The 19,788-nt window shown below is 69.2% G+C and carries 19 protein-coding genes and 1 riboswitch; of the genes, 5 read left to right on the top strand and 14 right to left on the bottom strand.

All coding sequences use genetic code 11. From position 1 onward, the window contains the following. Positions 1 to 125: 125 nt before the first annotated feature. The gene (locus tag AAIO73_RS07615; RefSeq protein WP_345877126.1) at positions 126 to 968 is read left to right on the top strand and encodes a glycoside hydrolase family 16 protein; all 843 of its coding nucleotides are present in this window, start codon (positions 126 to 128) and stop codon (positions 966 to 968) included. Here AAIO73_RS07615 and AAIO73_RS07620 read toward each other — a convergent pair. The 11 genes from AAIO73_RS07620 to AAIO73_RS07670 are packed head-to-tail and all read right to left on the bottom strand — an operon-like array spanning position 953 to position 11,597. Then, entirely contained in the window at positions 953 to 1,498 is a 546-nt protein-coding gene (locus AAIO73_RS07620; protein WP_345877128.1) for a histidine phosphatase family protein, read from the bottom strand. The genes AAIO73_RS07615 and AAIO73_RS07620 overlap by 16 nt on opposite strands. Next, entirely contained in the window at positions 1,495 to 2,268 is a 774-nt protein-coding gene (locus AAIO73_RS07625; RefSeq protein ID WP_345877129.1) for an adenosylcobinamide-GDP ribazoletransferase, read from the bottom strand. The genes AAIO73_RS07620 and AAIO73_RS07625 overlap by 4 nt, the downstream gene beginning before the upstream one ends. Further along, the gene (gene cobT, locus AAIO73_RS07630; RefSeq protein ID WP_345877130.1) at positions 2,258 to 3,262 is read right to left on the bottom strand and encodes a nicotinate-nucleotide--dimethylbenzimidazole phosphoribosyltransferase; all 1,005 of its coding nucleotides are present in this window, start codon (positions 3,260 to 3,262) and stop codon (positions 2,258 to 2,260) included. Before cobT ends, AAIO73_RS07625 begins: the two co-directional genes overlap by 11 nt. Beyond that, positions 3,259 to 4,716: a cobyric acid synthase gene (locus AAIO73_RS07635; RefSeq protein ID WP_345877131.1), complete on the bottom strand. Its 1,458-nt coding sequence runs from the start codon at positions 4,714 to 4,716 to the stop codon at positions 3,259 to 3,261. The genes cobT and AAIO73_RS07635 overlap by 4 nt, the downstream gene beginning before the upstream one ends. Further along, positions 4,704 to 5,573 (bottom strand): adenosylcobinamide-phosphate synthase CbiB, encoded by an 870-nt coding sequence (gene cbiB, locus AAIO73_RS07640; protein ID WP_345877357.1) that lies wholly within the window; start codon positions 5,571 to 5,573, stop codon positions 4,704 to 4,706. The genes AAIO73_RS07635 and cbiB overlap by 13 nt, the downstream gene beginning before the upstream one ends. Continuing rightward, positions 5,573 to 6,343 carry an ABC transporter ATP-binding protein gene (locus AAIO73_RS07645; RefSeq protein ID WP_345877132.1) on the bottom strand — a complete coding sequence of 257 codons (771 nt, stop codon included), beginning with the start codon at positions 6,341 to 6,343 and terminating at the stop codon, positions 5,573 to 5,575. Before AAIO73_RS07645 ends, cbiB begins: the two co-directional genes overlap by 1 nt. Continuing rightward, on the bottom strand, positions 6,340 to 7,302 hold the full coding sequence (locus tag AAIO73_RS07650; RefSeq protein ID WP_345877133.1) for a FecCD family ABC transporter permease: 963 nt from the start codon (positions 7,300 to 7,302) through the stop codon (positions 6,340 to 6,342). The genes AAIO73_RS07645 and AAIO73_RS07650 overlap by 4 nt, the downstream gene beginning before the upstream one ends. Continuing rightward, the gene (locus AAIO73_RS07655; protein ID WP_345877134.1) at positions 7,299 to 8,105 is read right to left on the bottom strand and encodes an ABC transporter substrate-binding protein; all 807 of its coding nucleotides are present in this window, start codon (positions 8,103 to 8,105) and stop codon (positions 7,299 to 7,301) included. The genes AAIO73_RS07650 and AAIO73_RS07655 overlap by 4 nt, the downstream gene beginning before the upstream one ends. Beyond that, a complete protein-coding gene (gene cobO, locus AAIO73_RS07660; RefSeq protein WP_345877135.1) occupies positions 8,102 to 8,713 on the bottom strand; it encodes a cob(I)yrinic acid a,c-diamide adenosyltransferase in 612 nt (203 codons plus the stop codon). Before cobO ends, AAIO73_RS07655 begins: the two co-directional genes overlap by 4 nt. Further along, positions 8,710 to 9,669, bottom strand: a complete 960-nt coding sequence (locus AAIO73_RS07665; protein WP_345877136.1) for an aminotransferase class I/II-fold pyridoxal phosphate-dependent enzyme — start codon at positions 9,667 to 9,669, stop codon at positions 8,710 to 8,712. The genes cobO and AAIO73_RS07665 overlap by 4 nt, the downstream gene beginning before the upstream one ends. Further along, entirely contained in the window at positions 9,669 to 11,597 is a 1,929-nt protein-coding gene (locus tag AAIO73_RS07670; RefSeq protein WP_345877137.1) for a TonB-dependent receptor plug domain-containing protein, read from the bottom strand. The genes AAIO73_RS07665 and AAIO73_RS07670 overlap by 1 nt, the downstream gene beginning before the upstream one ends. Positions 11,598 to 11,734: 137 nt before the next feature. Continuing rightward, positions 11,735 to 11,935, bottom strand: a riboswitch (cobalamin riboswitch). 25 nt (positions 11,936 to 11,960) lie between these two features. On the opposite strand from AAIO73_RS07670, the gene cobU reads away from it, so the two are divergent. Beyond that, the gene (gene cobU, locus AAIO73_RS07675) at positions 11,961 to 12,479 is read left to right on the top strand and encodes a bifunctional adenosylcobinamide kinase/adenosylcobinamide-phosphate guanylyltransferase (RefSeq protein WP_345877138.1); all 519 of its coding nucleotides are present in this window, start codon (positions 11,961 to 11,963) and stop codon (positions 12,477 to 12,479) included. Positions 12,480 to 12,673: 194 nt separating this feature from the next. Here the strand turns inward: cobU and AAIO73_RS07680 are convergent, their stop codons facing one another. Then, positions 12,674 to 13,555, bottom strand: coding sequence for an NmrA family NAD(P)-binding protein (locus tag AAIO73_RS07680; protein WP_345877139.1), 882 nt, complete (start codon positions 13,553 to 13,555; stop codon positions 12,674 to 12,676). An 83-nt stretch (positions 13,556 to 13,638) separates the two neighbouring features. Between AAIO73_RS07680 and AAIO73_RS07685 the strand changes: the two genes are divergently transcribed. Continuing rightward, positions 13,639 to 14,505, top strand: a complete 867-nt coding sequence (locus tag AAIO73_RS07685; protein ID WP_345877140.1) for a glycosyltransferase family protein — start codon at positions 13,639 to 13,641, stop codon at positions 14,503 to 14,505. On the opposite strand, the gene AAIO73_RS07690 is transcribed toward AAIO73_RS07685, so the two are convergent. Both AAIO73_RS07690 and AAIO73_RS07695 read right to left on the bottom strand, forming a co-directional pair. Beyond that, positions 14,427 to 15,647: a glycosyltransferase family 4 protein gene (locus AAIO73_RS07690; RefSeq protein ID WP_345877141.1), complete on the bottom strand. Its 1,221-nt coding sequence runs from the start codon at positions 15,645 to 15,647 to the stop codon at positions 14,427 to 14,429. The two genes, AAIO73_RS07685 and AAIO73_RS07690, sit on opposite strands and share 79 nt — an antisense overlap. Then, a complete protein-coding gene (locus tag AAIO73_RS07695) occupies positions 15,644 to 16,708 on the bottom strand; it encodes a glycosyltransferase family 4 protein (RefSeq protein ID WP_345877142.1) in 1,065 nt (354 codons plus the stop codon). Before AAIO73_RS07695 ends, AAIO73_RS07690 begins: the two co-directional genes overlap by 4 nt. Positions 16,709 to 16,790: 82 nt before the next feature. On the opposite strand from AAIO73_RS07695, the gene AAIO73_RS07700 reads away from it, so the two are divergent. Next, the gene (locus tag AAIO73_RS07700; protein WP_345877143.1) at positions 16,791 to 18,869 is read left to right on the top strand and encodes an HAD-IIB family hydrolase; all 2,079 of its coding nucleotides are present in this window, start codon (positions 16,791 to 16,793) and stop codon (positions 18,867 to 18,869) included. Beyond that, positions 18,866 to 19,699 (top strand): glycosyltransferase family 2 protein, encoded by an 834-nt coding sequence (locus AAIO73_RS07705; protein ID WP_345877144.1) that lies wholly within the window; start codon positions 18,866 to 18,868, stop codon positions 19,697 to 19,699. Before AAIO73_RS07700 ends, AAIO73_RS07705 begins: the two co-directional genes overlap by 4 nt. Positions 19,700 to 19,788: the final 89 nt, after the last annotated feature.

Genomic DNA, 19,788 nt, shown 5'->3' on the forward strand with positions numbered 1-19,788 from the left:
CGCCTTCCTTCTCGATATCGCCGTCTGAACGGTCGATAGCATCGGGGGGTTGCGCAAGCACGACGCCTCTTCGTACGATGTCGACGAAGCGTCGGAATACAGGCGCGATCACAGGAGGTTGAGCGATGCGCACGATGTTGGCGACCCTGTTGGCGGCAACCGCCACCGCCGCTCTGGCACAGGATCCGCCCATGCTGGGCGCTAGCAACCACGCGGTCGACGTCGCCGTCGCCCCGCCTGCCGGTGCCCCGACCTTCGCCGACGAGTTTGCGGGCAAGCGGATCGATCCGGCCCATTGGCGCTTCGACACCAGCCGCAACCGCGACGGCTGGTACAATAACGAGGCGCAATATTACGCGCCCGCCAACACCCCCGCCAACGCCCGCATCGCCGACGGTGCGCTGGTGATCGAGGCACGGCGCGAAAAGCCGAAGGGCAGCGATTCGGGCGGGCAGGACTATACCTCCGCCCGGATCGTCTCGACGAAGCCGATGGGCTATGGCTTCTACGACATCCGCGCGAAGCTGCCGTGCGGGCGCGGCATCTGGCCGGCGTTGTGGATGCTGCCGCCCGACGGCAAATGGCCCGACGAGGGCGAGATCGATATCCTCGAACTGGTCGGTTACGAACCCGATCTGGTCCATGCGACGTTGCATACCGGCGCGTTCAACCATGCGAAGGGCACGCAGCGCAGGGGTTCGCGCCGGATGGCCGACGTCTGCGGCCAGTGGCACAATTATCAACTCGACTGGACCCCACAGGCGATCACCATCGGCGTCGACGGGCGCGGCTATATGCGCGTCGCCAACGACCAGCCGGGCGGACGCGCAGCGTGGCCGTTCGACCGGCCGTTCAACCTGATCCTGAACGTCGCGGTCGGCGGCGGCTGGGGCGGCAAGATGGGCATCGACGACAGCAAGTTCCCGCAATCGATGCAGGTCGATTATGTCCGCTACTGGCGGCGCTGAACCACGACCAGTTCGCCACAGGCGGGAATGAAGTCGACCGCGCGCGTCACCGGCTGCCCGGCCAACAGCGCACGCAGCGTCGCGATCGGCCCGCCGTGCGCGACGACCAATACGCACCGACGCTCGGGCAGCGCGTGCCAAGCCGCCAGCACCCGCTCGGCAAGGTCGCGGCCGCTTTCCCCGCCGCCGGGGCGATAGGTCGGCTCGGTCATCATCCGGTCCATTTCCGACCCCGTCTCACGCCAAATCGCGTCCCACGACCGGCCCTCCCATGCGCCGAAATCGCGTTCGAGCCAGCGGGAATCGGTGGCGACCGGCACGTCGCAGCCCCACGCGACATGCTCGGCAAGCCGCCGGGTTCGGATCGCACCCGAATGGACGATCGCGTCGATCGGCGTGGCGGCCAGATCGGCGGCGATCCGCGCCGCCAGAGCCTGACCCGCCCGGCTCAATCCCATATCGGATCGGCCATAGCAGCGCCCCTTCCACGCCGTCGCGACCGGCGGATGGCGCAGCAGCAGCACCTTCACCGCGCGGCGACCGCCAGCAACAGCGCCAGCTGCCCCATCGCCGCCGCGAAGCCGAGACAGTCGCCGGTACTCCCGCCGATCCGCGCGAGCAGAAACCGCCGCAACCATAGCAGCAACAGAAGCATCGCCACAAACGCCGCACCCGTCGCATCCGGCCGCAGCCACAGGATCGGCGCGAGACCGGGCAGCGCCAGCACCACCGCCAACACCAGCCGCGCCGGCGGCATCCGTCCGGCGCGCACCGCCATCCCCGCGCCGCTCCCCACCGGCGCGACGATCGCCGCCAGCGTCACCGCGCACAGCCGCCCCGCCGTCGCCGCACCGATGATCGCCGCCGCCGCGACCGGCGCTGGCAGTGCAACGATCGCGGCGATGCGCAGTACGACCGTCAGCCCCAGCCCCAACGCGCCATAGCTGCCGATGCGGCTGTCCTTCATGATCGTCAGCGCGCGTTCGCCGCTGGCCGTCCCCCCGAACGCGTCGCAGAAATCGGCGACGGCATCCTCGTGAAACGCGCCGGTCAGCAGCGCCTCGACGATCAGCGCCAAGGTAGCAGCGACGAGCGGCGGCCAGAACCAGCCGGCGGCGACGAACACGCCCGCCGTCACTCCGCCGATCAACGTGCCGACCGGCGGCAGCCACGCCATCGCCCGCGCCAGTCCCGCCGCCGCCTGTTCGGCCGTGAGCCGGTTCAGGATCGGCATCGGCAGCCGCGTCAGGAACTGGACCGCCAGCAACGGCGCGGCCCAGCGCGGCACCTCAATCGGCACGATCCGCCCCGATCTGATCGAGCCGCACCACGTCGTTGAGCAGCGCCGCCGCCGCATCAAGCAACGGCAACGCGGTCAGCGCACCACTACCCTCACCCAGCCGCATCTCCCATTCCAGCACCGGCGTCAGCCCCAGCGCGGCGAGCGCCGCACCATGGCCCGGTTCGGCCGAGCGATGCCCGGCGATCATCGCCCGCGCGCTGCCGGGGGCAAGCCGTTCGGCGATCAGCGCTGCGGCAGTGCTGACATAGCCGTCGAGCAACAACGTCACGCCGCGCGCCGCGCCGGTCGCATAAAAGCCCGCCATCGCCGCGATCTCATTGCCGGCGACCGACGCGATCGCTTCGCGCGGATCGGCCATCGCCTGCGCGCGCGCCGTCGCAGCGGTCACCACGCCGCGCTTGGCGGCCAGCACCGCATCGTCCGCCCCCGCCCCGCGCCCGACCGCCGATTGCGGGTCGATTCCGGTCAGCAGCGTCGTCAGGCAGGCGGCGGGGGTGGTGTTGCCGATCCCCATCTCGCCCGCGATCAGCAGCGCCGCGCCGTCATCGATCGCCCGCGCGGCTTCGTCGGCCCCGACTGCCCATGCCGCATCGAACTGCGCCACGGTCATCGCCGGCCCAGCCCCCAGCGGTTCGGTGCCGTCGGCCACCCGCGCGTCGCGAAAGAAGCCCGGCCCCTCAACCCGCCCGCCGATCATCCCGACATCGACCATCCGCAACGGACAATCAGCCGCCGCCGCCAGCGCGTTGCTGGTCGCCCGGCCCGACAGGATGGTAGCGACCATCATCGCCGTCACCTCGGACGGCCATGCCGACACGCCTTCGCCGACACAGCCATGGTCTCCGGCGAACAACACGACGCGGCGGGGGGACGTCCGCGCATCGATCCGCCGCTGCGTCAGCGCCAACTCGGTCGCCAGCGTCTCCAGCCGCCCCATCGCCCCGCGCGGCTTGGCCAGCGCATCCAGATGCGCGCGAACGTCGTCGATCATGGTGCCTCCCCGGCAATGTCCAGCAATGCGTCGATATCGAGCGCCGCTTCCAACGCAGCCGCCACCCCGTCGAGCGCGGCATCGATCGCCTCGCGCCGGTCGAGCGGATCGCCCTGCGCACCGATCCGTCGCAACAGACTCTCGCGCGCGGTAGCGGCGTCGAACAGGCCATGGACGTAGCAGCCGGCAATCTGCCCATCGCGTGCGACCGCTCCGTCGGGCGTGCCATCGGCGAATTGTAGAAAGGGCGGCGTACCCGGCGCGACGGTCGTGACGCCGGCATGGATCTCATAGCCCGAAAACGCCGCATCATCGGCCAGCATGCCGGCCGCCGGGCGCGTCGTCTTGGTGCCGGCAATCACCGTCTCGACCGGCAGCAGGCCGAGGCCGGTGACCTGCTCCGCCGGCCCCTCGATCCCGTCCGGGTCGGCGATGCCGGTCCCCAGCATCTGATAGCCGCCGCAAATGCCGATCACCTGTCCCCCGCGCCGGACATGTGCGGCAAGGTCGATATCCCAACCCTGTTCGCGCAGGAAGGCGAGGTCGGCGATCGTCGCCTTGGTCCCGGGCAGGATCACCAGCGCGGCATCGCCCGGTAGCGGCTGGCCCGGTGGAATCATCCGCAGCCGGACCGCCGGATCGTGCGCCAGCGCGTCGAAATCGTCGAAATTGGCGATGCGCGACAACATCGGCACCGCGATCAGCGGCCCCTCGCCGCGCTCGCCGCCCCGCCCCAGCGCCACCGCATCCTCGGCGGGCAGGCGGGCAGCGTCGGGCAGCCACGGCACCAGCCCGATATCGCGCCAGCCGGTCCGCGCCACGATCTCGGCGCGACCGTCGTCGAACAGCGCCGGGTCGCCCCGGAATTTGTTGACCAGAAAGCCGCGGATCATCGCCGCATCGGCCGGGTCGATCACCGCCTGAGTGCCGACCAGCGCCGCGATCACCCCGCCGCGATCGATATCGCCCGCCAAAACCACCGGCACCCCCGCCGCCCGCGCAAATCCCATATTGGCGATGTCGCCCGCGCGCAGGTTGATTTCGGCGGGCGATCCCGCACCCTCGACCACGACGATATCGGCCTCCGCCGACAGCCGGCGATAGGCGGCGACGACCTGGCCGAGCAATTCCTCGCGCCGCCGCCGGTAATCGCCCGCCGCCATCGTGCCGGCGACCCGCCCGCCGACGACCAGTTGCGACGTGCGGTCGCTCTGCGGTTTCAGCAGCACCGGGTTCATGTCCGTCGTCGGCGGCACACGGCACGCCATCGCCTGCAACGCCTGCGCGCGGCCGATCTCGCCGCCATCGGCACAGACGGCGGCGTTGTTCGACATATTCTGCGCCTTGAACGGACGCACCCGCAGGCCCCGGTTGGTCAGCAGGCGGCACAGCCCGGCGACCAGCACCGACTTGCCGACGTCCGATCCGGTGCCCTGAATCATCACCCCAGCCATGGGACGATCCCGACCAACATCCACAGCAACAGACAGGCCGTCCGGTAGATGCGAAGCGCGCGCAGCAGATCGCCGGCATAGGGCAACGGCCCGTCGCCGAGGACCGCGCGGTGCGCCGGCTCGCCATCATAGCTCACCGCGCCGCCCAGCCGCCGCTCCAGCGCCCCAGCCATCGCCGCCTCCGGCCAGCCGCCATTGGGCGAGGCATGGGCGGGCGCATCGCGACGCATCGTCTGCCAGCCGCCGCGTCCAGCCAGCGCGATCAGCACGCCCGCGATCCGCGCCGGTACGAAATTGACGACATCATCGGCCCGCGCCGCCGCCCAGCCGAACGCCGATAGCTCCGGCGTGCGATGCCCGACCATCGAGTCCGCAGTGTTGATCGCCTTCACCGCGAACAATCCAGGTAACCCGAACAGCAACAGCCCCAGCGCGGGCGCGACCACCCCGTCGCAGAAACTCTCCGCCAGGCTTTCGATCGCCGCCGTCACCACCCCCGCCTCGTCCAGCCGGTCGGTATCGCGCCCGACGATCATCGCCACCGCCTGTCGTGCCGTGCCCAGATCGCCCGCCGCCAATGGCCGCGCGACCGCCGCGACATGATCGTGCAGGCTGCGCTGCGCGAGGCCGGTCGTCGCCACCGCCACGGTGACGATCGTCCCCAGCCGCTCGATCGCGAGGCCGAGCACGACCGACAGCGCGACCAGCAGCAGCACCAGCGCCACCCCCTCCAACCGACGCCGCCGGTTCCAGCGCCGCTCGACCCCCTCGATCAGCGCGCCGACGCCCATCACCGGATGCCACCAGCGGCGCGGGTAACCGACCGCCGCCTCGACGATCAACGCGGCGAGTGCGATCACCGCGCGACCGGCAGGATATAGCGATGGCCCTGCGGCGTCCGGCCGATCTCGACCTCGATGCCATAGGCTTCGGCAATGGCCGGCGCGGTCAGCACCGCATCCGCCTCACCGCTCGCCACGATCCGCCCGTCCTTCAGCAGCACCGCGTCGTCCGCGACCCGCGCCGCCAGATGCAGGTCGTGCAGCACCAGCACCACGCCGCGCCCGCCCGCCGCCACCCCGCGCAACCGCGCCAGCACGTCCAGCTGGTGGGCGGGGTCGAGGCTGGCGAGCGGTTCGTCGGCCAGCAGCCAGTCTGGCTCGCCGGCCAGCACCCGCGCCAGCAGCGCCCGGCCCCGCTCGCCCCCCGACAGCCGCTCGACGCCGCGGTCGGCCAGCGCGGTCATATCGGTCGCGGCCAGCGCCGCCGCGACCGCATCGCGATCGGCCTGCGTCTCGCCCCATCGCCCGCGATGCGCGAACCGCCCCAGCCCGACCAGCGTTTGAACATCGATATCCCAATGCACATCGGCAGCTTGCGGCAACAACCCGATCGCCCGTGCCCGTGCGCGCCGGTCGATCGACTGTACATCGGTGTCGCCCAACCGTACCGCGCCCCTGTCCGGCCGTCGCAGCGCCGCGAGACAGGCGAGCAGGCTCGACTTGCCCGCGCCATTCGCCCCCAGCAGCGCGGTCACCCGCCCGGGTCGAAACGCGAAGGACACATCGTCCAGCACGCGCTTGCCGCCCAGCGTCAGGCCGATCGCATCCGCCACCAGATCGGTCATGCCAGCCTCCGCCGCATCGCGATCAGGAGATAGAGGAAGAACGGCCCGCCCAGCATCGACATGGCGATGCCCAGCCGCAATTCGCTGACGGTCGGGGCGAGGCGCACGAGGCTGTCGGCAAGGGTTAGCAGCACCGCGCCGGCCAGCGCGGAGGGCAGCAGGATCGCCGAGGGCCGGTTGCCGGCAAAGGGCCGAACCATGTGCGGCACGATCAACCCGACGAACCCGATGATCCCCGCCGACGCCACCGACGCGCCCACGGTCAGCGCGATGCCCGCGATCACCAGCCGTTGCAGCCGGGCCGGATCGACCCCCATCGACCGCGCCGCCGCCTCGCCCAGCGTCAACGCGTCGAGCGACCACGCGGTCATCGCCAGCAACGCCATTCCAGTGACGATCAGCGGTGCGGCGACCGTCACATCGTCCCAGCTACGATCGGTCAGCGCGCCCATCAGCCACGTCACGATCTGCGACGACACGAACGGCGTCGGGGCAAGGCTGATGGCAAGCGCCGTCAGCGAGCCGGTTATGCTGGTCAGGATCATGCCGCCGAGCGTGAACAGGATCAGGCTGCCGGAGCGACCGGCGATCAATGCCAGCAGCGCCATCGTTACCCCCGCCCCGACCAGCGCGAAGCCGGGCAACAGCCACATCTGTGCGGCATAGCCGAAATACAGCGCGATCACCGCGCCGAACGCCGCGCCCGACGACACGCCGAACAGCCCCGGATCGGCCAGCGGATTGCGCAGATAGCCCTGCATCACCGCGCCCGACAGGCCGAGCGCGCTTCCCACCAGCAGCGCCAGCACGGTGCGCGGCAGGCGCAGTTCGACGATGATGATCGATCGCGGATCGTCGGCGGTCCACGCGTCGAACGGCACCCACACCTTCCCCGCCGCGACCGACAGCGCGGCGGCGAGCAGCAGCAGGACGATCAGGCCGAATGTCAACCGCTTCACGACGCCACCTGCGCACGCACCTGCCGCAACCGCGCCATCGCCGCGACGATCGTCGGGCCGCCGCAATTCATTAACCGCGTCGGATAGGGAGCAACGATGATATGCTTCGCCAGCCGCCGCACCGCCGGATGACCGGTCATGCGATCGTCCTGCACCCCAGCCGGCGCCGTCGACAACAGCACGCGCGGCGGATCGGCGACCAGATATTCGAGGGGGAGGACGTCCCATTGCTTCAGGCCATATTTCGCGCTCATGTTGCGAAACCCCGCGCGCCGGAGCAGATCATCTGTCAGCGTGCCGCTACCCGGCACCAGCCCGTTCCCCTGCCACACCAGCGCGCTGATCGGTCGCGCCGACGATGGTGCCGCCGCCACCGCGATGCGCGCCGCCAGTGCCTCGCCGCGCGCGGCATGGCCGGTGGCGGCGGCGATCTCGCGAACCTGCGCGATGCTTTCCGGCACCGATTCCGCGACCGGATATTGCACCAGCTTGATCTTCAGCCGCTTCAGCGCGGCGATCGTCGCCGGTTCGACATGCGGACCGGCCAGAACGATATCGGGACGCAGCGCCACCACTTCCTCCGCCGTGCCCGACGTCGCCTTGAACCGGTTCGACCACGCCAGCGGCACCGAGGTCGCGCGCGCATCCTGCGAATAATGGCTGATGCCGATAATCTGCGCCGGATCGGCGACGCGGGCCAGCACTGCATCGACGCACGGGTTGATCGACACGATGCGGGGCGCACGTGGCGCGGCCGACACCAGTACTGGCGCCACCAGCAACAGGGCGAAGCGACGGATCAATATTCGACGCCCTTCTGCGCCTTGAACCCGGCATGATAGGGATGCTTCACCTCGCCGAATTCGGTGATCAGGTCGGCGATCTCCAGCAATTCGGGCTTCGCGTTGCGGCCGGTGATGCAGATATGCTTGGTCAGCGGACGCTCCTTCAGGAACGCGACGATCTCGGCGATCGGCAGCGTGTCGTCACGCAACACGATGTTGAGTTCGTCCAGAATCACGAAGTCGATCGCGGGATCGAGGATCATTTCCTTCGACCGTTCCCATGCGGCGCGCGCGGCGGCGATATCCTTGGCCCGGTCCTGCGTATCCCAGGTAAACCCCTCGCCCATCACCTCGAAGCTGGCGAGGTCGGGATGCGCGTCGAAGAAGTTGCGCTCGCCCGTCTCCCACTTGCCCTTGACGTATTGCAGGATCGCGACCTTCATTCCCCAGCCGATGCTGCGGATCGCCATGCCGAACGCGCTCGACGACTTTCCCTTGCCATTGCCGGTATGGACGATCAGCAGCCCGCGTTCGAGCGTGCGGCGCGCCTGCATCTTCTCGCGTGCCACCGCCATGCGCTGCATCCGCGCATTGTGCTTCGCATAGTCGTCGGGGGTCTCGGTCATCGGTCATGCTCCGATAGGGCGGTGGTAAGACGGGAAAGCGCCGCGCCGTCGGGCGGCAGGCCGATGCGCAACCGGTCGCGCCGGTCGGCGAACGGCCGGGTCAGGATGGCACGGTTGCACAGGTGACGGAACAGCGCATGTGCGTCGCCGGTCTCGATCAGGCGGAACAGCGGCGCATGGCCGACCACCGGCCACCCCGCCAGCGCCTGATCGAGCAACATCCCCGCCGTTTCGATCCGCCCCGCCTGACCCGTGGCAAAGCCGCGATCGGCATAGGCCACTGTCCCGATCCGAACCGCCGCGCTCGACACCGGCCAGTCGCCGAGCAACTGGCGCAGCGCCACCGTCACCCCGCCGCCAGCGATCACGAAGCCCAGCCGCAATCCGGGCAGGCCATGGAATTTGCCGAAGGATCGCAGCACGATTAGCCGGTCGGACGCCTGCGCACCCAGACCGGGTGCGGGATCGGCATAGGCTTCGTCGACCACCACGATCCGCTGCCGCGTCAGCGCCAGCAGATGCTCGGGCGGCGTGACAAAGCCATTGGGATTGGCGGGACTGGCCAGCACCAGTAGGTCGGCATCGCCCGGATCGGCGAGCGCCGCGACGGCGCGCGCATCGGGCCATGCGGCGACATGACCGGCATAGCCCGGCCACACCACCGCCGGCCGCTCGGCATTCAGGATCACCGCCAGCAGCCGCAGCGCCAGGTCGGTTCCCGGCACCGCCACCACCCGCGCCGGATCGGCGACTCCGAACGCCTGCGCCGCCGCCGCTTCCAGTGCTGCCAGTTCGCCCGGTTCGGGCAGGCGGTCATGACCGGGATCGATCGCGCCATGCGGATACGCCCATGGCGCGATGCCGGTGGAAAGGTCGATCCAGTCCTCCCCGCCGAACACGCGCGCGGCGGCGGTCACCCGCCCGCCATGCGCCCAGAATTCGGCGAGGTCGGTCATCAGTAGCTGAGCCTGACGCCACCAAAGGCGGCGCGCCCCGGCGTCCCATATTGGAAGATCGTCTGATAGCGTTCGTCGAAAAGATTTTCGACGCGGCCATAGACTTCGATCCGTTCGGTGACCGGGAACGACGCGCGCAGATCGGTCAGGACATAGCCGTCCAGCCGCCGCGTATTCGACGCATTGTCGAAACTATCGCCGATCATGGTGACGGTCGCGCCTACGCCCAGCCCGAAGCCCCAGCGATAATCGGCATTGACCGTCAGGCTGTCGGCAGGACGCCGAGCCAGCTTGCGCCCGAAATTGGCCGTACCCGCCGAGCGGTTCTCGGCATCGAGCCACGTATAGGCGGCGGCGACGGTGAACGCATCGACCGGACGCAGCTTCAGCGCGAATTCCAGCCCCCTCGCCTCGGCACGGGCGATATTGTCATAGGTGCCGAACGGCCGTCCGGCACAGATGCCGGTACCGGCCGGGGGGCAGGAGATGAACGCGATCAGATCCTTCGACGTGCGGTCGAACCACGTCGCGCTCGCCTCGACCGCATCGTTCAGCCCGCGCTGGGTAATGCCCGCGTCCCAGCCCTGCGAACGTTCGGGGGTCAGCAGCGCATTCCCGTATTCGCTCTGCAACTGATACAGGGTCGGTGCCTTGAACCCTTCGGAATAGCTGGCGCGCAACAGCGTGTTGCCCCGGTTCGGCGACCATACGCCGCTGCCCGCGAACACCGTCGCACCACCGAAGACATTATGATCGTCGTGCCGCACCCCGCCGGTCAGCGTCAGATTCGCGATCGGCGTCACCGCCAGCTGGCCATAGACCCCGAACAGCCGCGCGCGACCGGTGGTCGGTGTGCCGCCATAGCTGGACGAGGTGAAGCGCGACACTTCGCGCTCGATGCCGAAGGTCGCGAACACCGCCTCGGTCACGTCGAACGACCCTTGATAGTCGAAGCGATCGTTGCGCCCCTTGCCCCGGAACGTCTCGGTCGGAATGCCGTCGGGATCGGTGTTGGTCCGGTTACTCGACGTATGGGCATAGCCGATGCGGTTGCGGAACCGCCCGTCGAACAGCGCGGCGTTCAGCCCGGTATAGCCGGTCCACTGCTCCGCATCGCCAACTTCGCGGGTATCGCCGAAGCTGAAGGTCGGCGCCGGAAACCCGTCGATATCGGTCCGCCCGTTCGAATAAAAGCCGCGCACGTCGACCGATACGCTGTCGGCCAGCGCCACCGATACGCTGCCGTTCGCGCCATAATTGCGATAACCGTCCGCCTCACGTCCCGGCGCATAGGCCGAAATGCCGTCGGTGGTCAGGAAACCGCCGCCGATGCTGGCCGAAACCGGTCCGGCCTTGCCCGAGATGTTGGCGAACCCCTGTCCGGTGCCGAACGAACCGCCCTCGCCGCGCACGTTGATCGACAGGTCCTCGGTCGGCTGGCGGGTGATGAGGTTGACGACGCCGCCGATCGCCTGACTGCCCCACAGCACCGACTGCGGCCCACGCAGCACTTCGATGCGGGCGATATTGCCGACCAGCAGGTTGCCGAAATTGAACCCGCCACCCGGCGACGACGGATCGTTCAGCTTGACGCCATCGATCAGCGCCACGGTCTGGTCGCTGTCGGCGCCGCGGATGTTGACGCTGGTCGTCGTGCCGATGCCGCCATTGCGGGTAACGGTAACGCCCGGCGTCTGGCGCAGCAGGTCGGATACGACCACCGCCTGCCGCTGTTCGATGGTGGCGAGGTCGAGCACGGTCACCGCCTGCCCGACGGTATCGACCGGCCGCGCCTCGCGATTGGCGGTGACGATGATGTCGTCATCGCCCTGCGCCACGCGTTCGAGGCCGGCGGACGACTGCGCGCTCTGCGCAAAGCTCGGGGCTGCCGCCAACAGGCAGGGCAGCAACAGGAAACGGGTCTTCATTCGGGTAATCCCCCTTGGCATCAAACAAGGGGACGCGCGGCGCGGGCGCCGGAACAGGCTGTTCTCCGCGCGCACGACCCCCAAACGACGTCGTCACGCGAGGAAACCCTCGATCACCCGGCACACCCCGTCCGCGCGAAGGACAACCGCGACGGGCAGGTCTCCTGGCTCCCGGGTCGTCGCCTTGCCCGGCCTTCCCGGACGGATGTCCAGTGGCATGCGGGGGAGCAAGGCTCGCCGGTCACAGTTGCGGGGGCAGCCCCGGATGACGCGTTCACGACGCGCTTCCGGGTTCCCTTTTCATCCCATTTCTGGGAACCTGTCGCATCCGCGCCCTTAGAGCGCATCGGGGCACAGGACAAGATGGCGACGACAACCCTGTTCGTGGGCGGCGCACGCTCGGGCAAGAGCCGGCTGGCGCAACAGGCGTGCGAGGCGCTGGCAGGGCCATGGACCTATCTCGCCACGGCAGAGGCCTGGGACGAGGAGATGACCGACCGCATCGCCCGCCACCGCGCCGATCGCGGCTCCTGTTGGCACACGGTCGAATGCCCGGTCGATCTGGCGGCTGCGATCGATGCGGCGACGGGGCCGGTGCTGGTCGATTGCCTGACGCTATGGCTGTCGAACCTGATGCTGGGTGACCATGATATCGACCGCCATACCGCCGACCTGCTCGCCGCGATCGGCCGGGCGCGGCACCCGGTGCTGCTGGTCGGCAACGAGGTCGGCATGGGCATCGTGCCCGACCATCCGCTCGGCCGGCGATTTCGCGATGCGGCGGGGCGGTTGAATCAAGCGGTGGCAGCGAAGGTCGATCGGTGCTGGTTCGTGGTGGCAGGCATGGTGCTGCCGCTTCACCGGTTCGATCGCGCACCCTGACAATATCCCCGCATCGGCGAGACCGTAGCGAAACGCTATTCTTGTACCCCGGCGAAGGCCGGGGCCCAGTTGGGGGACGTCGGTAAGGTCGGGAAAAGCCTTCCCAACTGGACCCCGGCCTTCGCCGGGGTACGGGATTTCTTAAGTGATCGGGCGACTTTCGCAGGCCTTGCCTCCGCGAGGATACGACCGCATCACTGCGCCACCACCTCTCGCAACGGGGTCCACGCCACATCATAGCGCCCATTGTCCACGGGCGCGCTGGGCGCCCGCCCATCGAACATATTGTGCAGATACTGCATACCCTGCCACGCCGGAAACACCTGATCCCGCGCGGGAAACAGCCGGCGCGTCACGGCGATCATCCGCGCCAGCGACCCGAGCGACCCGGCGCGTAGCAGTCCATAGGGCCTGCCCGTCACCTCGCCCATCAATGCCGCCAGATCGCGCGCGCTGACCTCGGCCCCCGCGATATGCAGGTCGCGCGGCGCGGCCGGATCGAGCGCGGCGGCGGCGGTGTAGGCGGCGACATCGTCCTTGGTCGTCAGCGCGAACTTCACGTCCGCATCACCCCAGTACAGCACACGCCGCACCCGCCGCTGGGTCAACGGCATCTGCCCGTTCAGCATATCGGCGAACGCGCCGTTGAAGATCGACGTCGCCATGATCGGCGCAGTGTCGATCCGGGTGCGGAAGGCGCGGCGCAAGTCGAAATTGCGGTTGGTGCCGGTCGGCAGCGCGCGATAGTCGATCGAGAAATCGGACGGGATGAACCGCGCCGCCCCGCCGCCAAGCGCCGCGTCGAGCAGCCGCGTCTGCGCATCGAGGATCGTGTCACCCAAGCCGTTCAGCGCCGACACCACGCACACCACGGCGCGACAGGCATGGGCCAGCGCCTGCGCGTCGCCGAAATCGACCGGATAAGGATCGGCCCCGATCGCTTCGAGTTTGGCAATCCGGTCGGGGGCGGTGCCCGGCCGGACCAGCGCACGCACCTTCGCGCCGCGCGCGACTGCCGCCTTCGCGATCCGCCCGCCCAAATCGCCGGTCGCCCCCGCGACGATGATCGTGTCCATGTCCGTTTCCCGTCTGTCGTCCCGACGAACCGTCAGGCCGCGTCGTGCGTTCCCCGTCGCGGCAACGCAAGGGGGCGATTAAGATGAGTCAAGGCACGGCACCGCGCTGCCCGATCTGCGGCAACGCCAACTGGCACGACCGCGCGCTGCCCGAATGCACCCATTGCGGGCTGGCAGTCGTCGACCTTCGTTTCGACGCCGAGCGATTACGCAACGCAATCGGTGACCATTTGCAGGGACGATCGCCCGCACGCGGCTTCGCGTTTGCCCCCCATGCCCGGCGCAACGCGGCATGGGCACTGGGACTGGTCGATGGCCGGCCCGCCACCCCGCGACCGCACAGCGTCACGCTCGGCATGATCGCCCGCGCCGGCGAGGCGGACACCATCGCCACGATGCTCGCCGACCTCCGCCCCGCCTTTCCCCACGCCATCGTCCTGCTCGACGGTACGTCCGCCGACGCGGCGGCCCTGGCCGAACGGACGCCTTGGGCGCAGATCATCGCCCATCCGCTGAACGGAGACTTCGCGGCGCAGCGCAACCGGGTGCAGGCGCTGGCCGCCGGCTGGGTGCTGCAACTCGATACCGACGAACGGCCCGACGCGGCGTTGCTGGGGTCGCTCGGCTGGCTGACTCATGCGGCGGATCGCGACGGGCTACAATCGCTCGGCCTGCCGCGCCGCAACTGGGTCGATGGCGTGCAGTCGGCGCTGTGGCCCGATATCCAGTACCGGTTGAACCACGCCGGCATCCGCTTCGCCGGCCGCGTCCACGAACGCCCGGTCGTGCCGTTCGAGCGCACCTCGCTGGCCCTCGCCGGCTCGATCGACCATCAACTCAGCCGATCGCGCGTCGTCGAACGCTCGGTGGCCTACGAAGCCATGTCGACCGACGCCGGCCGGCCGAGCGACGAAGCCGCGCTGCTCCGCCCGTTAACCGCCGCGACATAGGCCGCTAGCGTTTCCGCCGCGAGGCCGGCGCGGGTGAAGCGCCCCGCCGCAACCCGCGCCGCCGCCGACAACGCCTGCCGCAACTCGCCATCGCGCAGCATCCGCCGCAGGATCGCACCGAGCGCCACCGCCGTGCAATCCTGTGCCAGCAATCCCGCGCCGCTGCCGCCGACGAACAATTGGGCGCTCGGATCCTCGCCACACGCCGCGATCGGCCGGCCAAAGGTCATCGCCTCCTGATAGACCAACCCGAAACTCTCGTAGCGCGACGGCGCGACGACGATATCCGCCGCCGCCAGCGCGGCGTGCAGCGTGTCGTCATCGACCCGGTGATAGCTGTCGATCCGCTTGAGCGCGGCGGGCGGCAGCCGGTCGAGTTCCTGGCGGTGCAGCCCGATCATCGTCAGCCGGAAATCGGGCAGCGTCCCGGCATCCGCCTCCGCTGCCAGTGCCGGCAGCGCGCCGATCAGCGCGTCGGTGCCCTTGCGCGGCTCGTTGCGTCCGACGAACAGCATCCGCAGCACGGCATTGCCCGGCGGATAGGGCGCCGCCCGTCCGGCATCACCGATCGCCGGCGGCAGGCTGAGGCCGATCACCGCATGGCCCGCCCCCGGCGGCTGCGTACCGTAGAGCGCCGCGACCTTCGCGCCATGCGCTTCGGTATTGGAAATCAGCCCCGCCGACCGGCGTGCCGACAGTGCCTCCAGCGACACCGCCGCCCAGCGATCGATCCTGTCGCGTAACGACCGTGGCTTGGCCGCACTCGTTGCGACCGGCGTCGAATTGCGCGTGACCAGCGGTGCCGGCCCGGTCAGCGCCACCCACAGCCCCGGCGCATACCAGTTAGTTGCCTCGATCACGTCGAACGGCCGTTCGGCATGCAGTCGCTGCACGACCCGCGCGACCATCGCCGGACCGCACAAATGCCCGATCGCCGGCCAGCGGCGCAATTTGGCAAGCCAGCCATCGGCCTGCGCCCCGACCACCTCGACCGCGCCGTCCATGCTGCGGTCCGCGCGGTCCATCGTCACGACGCGCACGTCATGCCCCGCCTCGGCCAGCGCCTGCGCGATCTCGCGTGCCGCACGCGACAGGCCGCTTTTTTCGGGCGGATAGGCCCAGCTGACCAAGCCGATCCTCATGCCATCGCGCCTTGCGCCAGCGCGATCCGTTCGCGGTACAGCGTCACATAATCCTCCGCCATGCGCGTCGCCGTGAAGCGCGCTTCGAACCGTTCCCGCACCTTCGCCCGGTCGACTGTGTCGATCTGCGCCAGCGCCTCGACCGCCGCTTCCTCGGTCTTTACCACGAAGCCGGTGACGCCATGCTCGACCACTTCGCGCACGCTGCCGCGATCCCATGCGATCACCGGCGTGCCGCACGCCATCGCCTCGATCATCACCAGCCCGAAGGGTTCGGGCCAGTCGATCGGGAAGATCAGTGCCGCCGCCCCGCCCAGCAGCGCCTGTTTGCCGCGATCGTCGACCTCGCCGACATGTTCGGCATCCGCACCCAGCAGCGGCGCGACCTGTTCGTCGAAATAGCGCGGATTGCCGACATCGATGCCGCCCGCCAGCCGGATCGGCCGCCCCGCCGCGCGCGCGACGCGGATCGCGACGTCGGGCCGCTTCTGGTCGGTCATCCGCCCGATAAAGGCTACTCCCTCTCCGCCCGCGCCGGGTTCGAACCGGTCGACCGGGATGCCGTGATGCACCACCCCCGCGCGATTGGCGCGGGGCAGGTCGCGCGCCTGCGCCGCCGAGATGGCCGCGACGGGGAGTTCGGGAAAGCTGTGGAAGAAGAGCTTGCGGTCGAGTTCGTCCAGCCGCCAATGCACCGTCGTCACGCTCCGTCCGATCCGGTCGCCCAGCACTGCGGCATGGGCGAATTCGCCATGGCAATGGACGATGTCGAACTCGTGCAGATGCTCGGCCAGCAACCCGAGCTGCGCCGCCTCCAGCGCGGCGGGCACGCCGGGCGCGACCGGTCCGTGATAGGCCTGCAACGCGCGCAGGCTGGGATGCGCCGACAAATGGCGCGCAGTGGTCACGCTGTCGCTCGGTGCGATCAGCGTGACGTCGTGGCCCATCGCCATCAACGCGTCGGTCAGGTCGGATACCACGCGCTCGGTCCCGCCGGTCTTTCCGGGGGGCGTGGGGTAGATGACGGGGGCGATCTGCGCGATCCGAAGCGGGGATACCATCGCCCACCGGAACCAAGCGGGAGCCGAACGGTTCCTGTCGGGGCGGGCACAAGTCCGCAATTTTCAACGGGAAAGTTCCGTAATGTTCATATTGCACCTCGCGCTACAGGGCTGTCTTCGTGCGCGCGAGGTTGAATATGGCGTTACCGCCGACACCGGCGGCCATATCCGCTATCTGCTCGATCTGGTCGCCGCCACCGGCCGGAACGACGCCATCACCCGGACCGAGATCGTCACCCGCGCCTTTCGCGGCGGCCCGCTTGGCGACGGTTACTGGCGCGAGGTGGAAACGATCGACGACACCACCCGGCTGGTTCGGCTGCGCTCCGCCAGCGACGCCTATCTGGCCAAGGAAGCGCTGTGGCAGGAACAGGACAGCCTGATCGACGCGCTCGTCATGCATATCGAGGGGCTCGACCGGCGCCCCGACCTGATCCACGCCCATTATGCCGATGCCGGCGCGGTGGCGGCGGCGGTCAAGGCGCGGCTGGGCATCCCCTATCTCTTCACCGCCCATTCGCTGGGTCGGGTCAAGCGCATCGCCTTCGGCACCGACTGCGCCGAGACGCAGGGGCTGGAGCGCCGTATCGATATCGAGGACCGCGCCATCGCCGGTGCCGATGCGATCATCGCCTCGTCGCGCGACGAGGCGGAGGTGCAATATGCCGGCTATTCCAGCTACGATCCCGGCCGCATCCGCATCATCCCGCCGGGCAGCGATCTGGCGATGTTCGCGGGTACCTGCAGCGATGTGATGGTCGATGCGCGGATCGATCGCTTCCTTGCCGATCCGTCCAAGCCGGTGATCCTCGCGCTGGCACGGCCCGTCAGCAAGAAGAACCTTGCCGCCCTGGTCCATGCCTATGGCCGCTGCCCGGCGCTGCAGACCGCCGCCAATCTGGTGATCGTCGCCGGCACGCGCGACGATCCGCGCAGCCTCGAACCCGAACTGGCCGGCAACATGGCCGAACTGTTCGCGCTGATCGACCGTTACGACCTGTACGGATCGGTCGCGATTCCCAAGACCCATGCCCCGCACGAGGTCCCCGCCCTCTATGCCCATGCCCGGGCGCGGCGCGGCATCTTCGTCAATCCGGCACTCAACGAACCCTTCGGCCTGACGCTGCTGGAGGCGGCGGCATCGGGACTGCCGCTGGTCGCGACCGACAGCGGCGGGCCGAACGACATTATCGAGGGCTGCGGCAACGGCATCCTTGTCGATCCGCGCGATCCGCTGGCGATCGGCCGGGCGATGCTGACCATCCTGTCCGACGATGCGCTGTGGGACCGTTATTCGCAGGCGGGGGCGACCGCCGCCGAACTCTATGACTGGGACGGCCATGTCGCGCGTTATGCCGAACTGGCGCAGGCGGTGATCGCCCCACCCGCCCCTGTCGCCGAAGCTCCGCGTCTGCTGCTGATCTCCGACATCGACAACACGCTGCTGGGGGAAAGCGAAGCGGCGCAGGCGTTCAACCTGTGGCATGGCGACCAGCACGACATGATGTTCGGCATCGCCACCGGGCGCAGCCTGCACAGCGCGCTCGCGATCCTTGCCCAGAACCAGGTCGCCCCGCCCGCGGTCATGATCACCTCGGTCGGCTCGGAAATCTACCATCGCGTCCATGGCGGCATCTATGTCCGCGACGACGCATGGACCGCGACGATCGATGCCGGCTGGGATCGGCAGGCGATCGCCGCGCTGCTCGCCACGCAGGGCGATCTGCGTCCGCAAAGCCCCCTCGAACAACGCAGCCACAAGCTGAGCTATTTCACCGCCGGCGAACCCGACATCGCCCAGCGGATCCGCGACCTGCTCGCCGATGCCGGTTTCGCCGCGTCGGTGATCCACAGCCATGGCCGCTATCTCGATATTCTCCCGCTCGCCGCATCGAAGGGGACGGCGGTCGACTATGTCCGGCAACGCGCGGGGATGCGCCGCGATCAGGTGATCGTCGCGGGTGACAGCGGCAACGATGTCGAGATGCTGCGCGCCTGCGCCCATGCGATCATCGTCGGCAATTATTCGGACGGCCTCGCCCAGCGTCCTGACCTCGCCCACAGCTATGTCGCGCGGCGCGGCTATGCGTTCGGCATCATGGAGGGGGTTGCGCATTTCCGGGCGCAGCCGCAGCCGGTGCAGCAGCGCCTGTCGGCGTGATCTCGGTCTGTACGCTGGTGCGCGGGCGGACCGCGCATCTCGCCAATCTGTTGTCGGGGCTGGCCGCACAGACGCGCGCACCCGACGAACTTGTGATTGCCTATATGCAGGACGCCGCCCCCGCCGGCCTGCCCGATCCGGGCGTGCCGGTGCACGAGGTGTTCGTTCCTGGCGACCCGATGCCGCTGGCGCTGGCGCGCAACGAAGCGGCGGCGGCGGCGCGGGGCGACCGGCTGATCTTCCTCGACGTCGACTGCATCCCCTCGCCCACGCTGGTCGTGCGCTATGCCACGGTGCTCGACGAACGCCCCGCCTGCTATCTGGGCGAGGTCCGCTATCTGCCGCCCGGCCCGGTCGATCCGGACAGGGCCGTCCGCCACCCGGCCAAGCCGGCCTTGGCCGACGACGAAGTCCGCCCGGTGCCAAGCCATGGCGAGCTATGGGGCCTGTCCTTCGCCCTCCCGCGCAGCGCGTGGGATGCGGCGGGCGGCATGGACACCGGCTATGTCGGCTATGGCGGCGAGGAGACCGACTTTGCCTGGGCGTTGGCGGCGGCAGGGGTGCCGATGGCATGGGTCGGCGGTGCGGTCGCGTGGCATCAGCATCATGCCGTCCACGTCCCGCCGTTGCATCAATTCGACGCGATCCTGCGCAACGCGACCCGCTTTCGCGAGCGCTGGGGGCGGTGGTGCATGGACTATTGGCTGGGCCAGTTCGCCGACATGGGACTGATACGCTGGTCGCCCGATGCCGATGCGATCACGGTGCTGCGCCATCCGACCCCCGCCGAAGTTGCCACCAGCCACCGCGCCGACGCACTGTTCAGCTAGGTAACGATAGCCAAAGCATAGCCCGTTCGTACTGAGTAGCCATTGAGCTTGTCGAAATGGCGTATCGAAGAACCGTCTGAGGAAGGTGC

Origin of the sequence: Sphingomonas epibiotica (assembly GCF_039615155.1) — a bacterium.
In the GTDB taxonomy this organism is placed as follows: domain Bacteria; phylum Pseudomonadota; class Alphaproteobacteria; order Sphingomonadales; family Sphingomonadaceae; genus Sphingomonas.